General features: G+C 72.5%; 3 protein-coding genes. 1 reads left to right on the forward strand and 2 read right to left on the reverse strand.

The features are described 5' to 3' along the window. Nucleotides 1–333: RsmD family RNA methyltransferase (locus tag G3I65_RS02965; RefSeq protein WP_309235232.1), on the reverse strand; the 333-nt coding region annotated here is incomplete at its 3' end. Between the two features lie 123 nt (nt 334–456). On the opposite strand from G3I65_RS02965, the gene G3I65_RS02970 reads away from it, so the two are divergent. Further along, the gene (locus tag G3I65_RS02970; protein WP_160694489.1) at nt 457–2,571 is read left to right on the forward strand and encodes an AAA family ATPase; all 2,115 of its coding nucleotides are present in this window, start codon (nt 457–459) and stop codon (nt 2,569–2,571) included. 252 nt (nt 2,572–2,823) lie between these two features. Here G3I65_RS02970 and G3I65_RS02975 read toward each other — a convergent pair. Further along, on the reverse strand, nt 2,824–3,756 hold a 933-nt coding region (locus tag G3I65_RS02975; protein ID WP_160694491.1), incomplete at its 5' end, for a WD40 repeat domain-containing protein.

Below are 3,756 nucleotides of genomic sequence, written 5' to 3' on the forward strand. Positions count from 1 at the left end.
CGCCGAGGGCGCGGGCGCGGCGACGACCGCCTCGACCTGCCCTGCCCGGACCGTGCCGCCCAGGCCCAGCGCCGCGACGTTGCCGCGCAGCACCTCCACCGCGCGCCGGTCGGACTCCACGAACAGCGCGTCCGACGCGCCCCGGGAGAGCGCTTCGAGGCCGAGCGCGCCGGAGCCGGCGTAGAGGTCGAGGACGCGGGCGCCGTCCAGCTCCCCCGCCGTCTCCAGGGCGTTGAACAGGGCTTCCCTCACGCGTTCGGACGTCGGTCGGGTGCCCTTGGGCGGCACCTTGAGCCGCCGTCCGCCCGCCGTCCCGGCCACGATCCTGGTCACCCCCTGATTGTGCGGGGATGACGCACGGCACTCAGAACCGGGACATCGGTGTGCGGGCGGAACCCAACGCGTAGAGTCGTTCTTCGCCCTCGGAGGCGATCCAGAGCTGTCAAGGAGCCATGCGTGTCGGAACCTCGGGTCAGACGGGCCGAGATCGCCATCGAACAAGCCCACGTCGATCGCGTGTACACCCGTCTGGACGAACTGCGCACCCAAGCCGAGGCGATGCGCACCAAGGGCTACGAACTCGGCCAGGGCGCGCAGCGCGAGGCGATCTTCGAGCAGGCGTCCATGCTGTTCGAGCGGGACATGATGGTCTACCACGCCAACCAGACGCTCCAGACGCTCGACGCCGAGTACGAGGGGCTCGTCTTCGGCAGGCTGGACGACCGCGAGGGCGAACGCACCTACGTCGGCCGCCTCGGCATCCGCGACGCCGAGTTCGACAACCTCGTCACGGACTGGCGCGCGCCGGCCGCGGCCGCGTTCTACCAGGCCACGGCCGAGGAGCCGATGGACGTCGTGCGGCGGCGCGTGATCCGCTGCTCCGGCCAGAACGTCCTCGACGTCGACGACGACGTCCTGATCGCCGACGCCGTGCCCGAGGGCATGCAGATCGTCGGCGAAGGCGCGCTGATGGCTGCGCTGGGGCGCTCGCGCGGCGAGAAGATGCGCGACATCGTCGCGACCATCCAGAAGGAGCAGGACGAGGTCATCCGCGCCCCGTGGCGCGGGGTCACCGAGATCACCGGCGGGCCGGGCACCGGCAAGACCGCCGTCGCGCTGCACCGCGCGGCCTACCTGCTCTACCGCCACCGCCGCCAGCTCGGCGGGGCCGGCGTGCTCGTGATCGGGCCGTCCGGCGTGTTCACCAGCTACATCTCGCGGGTCCTCCCCTCGATGGGCGAGACGAACGTCGAGCTGCGCGCGCTCGGCGAGGTCCTCGACGGCCTGGAGGCGACGCGGCAGGACGCGGCGCCGCTGGCGGCGGTCAAGGGGTCGCTGCGGATGCGGAAGGTGCTGCTGCGGGCGCTGCGGGACACCCCGCCGGAGGCGCCCGAGGAGATGCGGATCGTCTACCGCGGCGAGGTCCTCAAGCTGAACGCGCGCGAGCTGGAGAAGGTGCGCCGGAAGGCCCACACGCAGGGCGCGCCGCCGAACCGGTCGCGGATCCGGGCCGCCGAGCTGCTGCTGGACGCGCTGGCGGCGAAGGCCGAGGAGTACGCGAAGGCCGACGGCAAGCCGTTCGAGCGGGCGGAGCTGATCACCGACCTCGGCGAGCGGATCGACTTCCACCGGTTCCTGGTGGTGTGGTGGCCGGTGCTGTACCCGGCCCAGATCCTCAAGTGGCTGGGCGAGGAGAAGCGGCTGGCGTCGGCGTCGAAGGGTGTCCTGAACCGCGCCGAGATCTCGATGCTGGCCGCGGACTTCGCGGACCGGTCGCGCGGCTGGTCGATCGCGGACGTGGCGCTGCTGGACGAGCTGCGCGTGCTGATCGGGCCGCCGCCGAAGCGCAAGCGCCGCCAGGTGATCGAGGTGGAGCCGCAGCGCTCCGGCGGGGCGCCGACGCGGCCCGAGCACTACGACGAGTACTCGCACGTGGTCGTCGACGAGTCGCAGGACCTCTCGCCGATGCAGTGGCGGATGGTCGGGCGGCGCGGGAAGTACGCGAGCTGGACCGTGGTCGGCGACCCGGTGCAGAGCTCGTGGCCGGACCCGGCCGAGGCGGCTCAGGCGCGCGACCAGGCGTTCGGCGTCAAGACCACCCGGCGGCGGTTCACGCTGCGCACGAACTACCGGAACTCGGCGGAGATCTTCGACCTGGCGGCCAAGGTCGTTGCCGGGCACGCGGAGGCCGGCGAGCTGCCGGTGGCGGTGCGGCAGACCGGCGTGGTGCCGGAGGTCCGCCCGGTCGAGGCCACGGGCCTGGCGGCGGCGACGCAGGCGGCGGTCAAGGAGCTGATGGGCGCGGTCGAGGGCACGGTCGGCGTCATCACGGCCATGGACCGGGTGCCGGAGGTCGCGGGCTGGCTGGCGGGGCAGGCGGACGAGCGGTTGAAGGTCGTCGGCAGCCTGGATTCGAAGGGCCTCGAGTACGACGCCGTGGTACTGGTGGAGCCGATCGACCTGGTCACGGAGTCGACGACCGGGCGGCGGGTGCTGTACGTGGCGCTGACCCGGGCGACGCAGCAGCTCACGGTGCTGGCCTCGAACCCGGACTGGCTGCCGTCGGCCTGACGCGATGCAGTGAATGACTCATTCATGTCGTCTGGCGACATGAATGAGTCATTCACGTCGTCCGGCACCACCCCGGGAACGCTGAAGGGCCCCTTCGAGGGGCGGGAGGCGGGTTCCCGTGCCCTTGAAGGAGCCCTTCAGACCCCCGGTGAAGTGAACGTCGCGAGGACGTCTGGCGTCCGAGGGCATGTCTAGCCGATCCGCGTTGTTCGGTGTCCGCGCGCCGGCACCGAACAACAACGCCGAACAACGTCAGGGGCAGGGCGGGGCGTAATCGAGGCCCGGCAGGCTCGCCGTCCACTCCGCTTCGCTGATCCGGGGCGCCGCCACCGCACAAATCCGTTCGGCCGCCCGGTCAGGATCGGTCTCCCACAACCGTACCGTGCCGTCCGCGCCCGCACCGGCCAGTGTGTGCCCGTCGGGCGCGTACTGCGCGGCGTAGACGCGGTCCCGTTCCTCGGGCAGGACGGCGCGGGGCGACCCGGTCGCGACGTCCCACAGCCGGATCGTGCGGTCGTAGCTGCCGGAGGCGAGCGTGCGGCCATCGCCGCTGAAGGACACCGACATGACGATGTCCGTGTGGCCGGCCAGCACCGTGGAGCCGGGGTTCGTGACGTCCCAGAGCCGGATCGTGCGGTCGGCGCTCGCGGTCGCGACGCGCTTGCCGTCGGGGCTGAAGGCGACCGAAAAGATCGTGTCCGTGTGCCCTTCGAGCTTCGCCAGCGCTCGCGGAGCCCGGGGCGCCGAGATGTCCCAGAGCCGCGCGGTGTGGTCCCAGCCCGCGGTCGCGAGGGTCCGGCCGTCGGGGCTGAACGCGAGCGTGTGGACGTCGTCTTCGTGCCCCGCCAGCGTGGCGATCTCCACCGGGTGGAGGCGGTCGGCGAGGTCCCACAGCCGCGCGGTGTGGCCGTCGCCCGCCGTGGCCAGCAGCTTGCCGTCCGGGCTGAACGCGACCGCGTCGATGTCGTCGTGGTAGCGGTTGAATACCGTCGGCGGGCCGGGGCGCGCCGGGTCGGTGATGTCCCGGACCGTCATCGTGTGGTCCCAGCTGCCGGTGGCCAGGGTGCGGCCGTCCGGGCTGAGCGCGACGCCGCAGGCCGCGTTGCCGAAGCCGCCGATCGTGGCGAGCAGCCGGGGCGCGGCGGGGTCGGTGCGGTCGTGCAGCCGGACGGCCTCGTCGTAGCC

Origin of the sequence: Amycolatopsis sp. SID8362, assembly GCF_010550475.1 — a bacterium.
GTDB lineage: Bacteria > Actinomycetota > Actinomycetes > Mycobacteriales > Pseudonocardiaceae > Amycolatopsis > Amycolatopsis eburnea.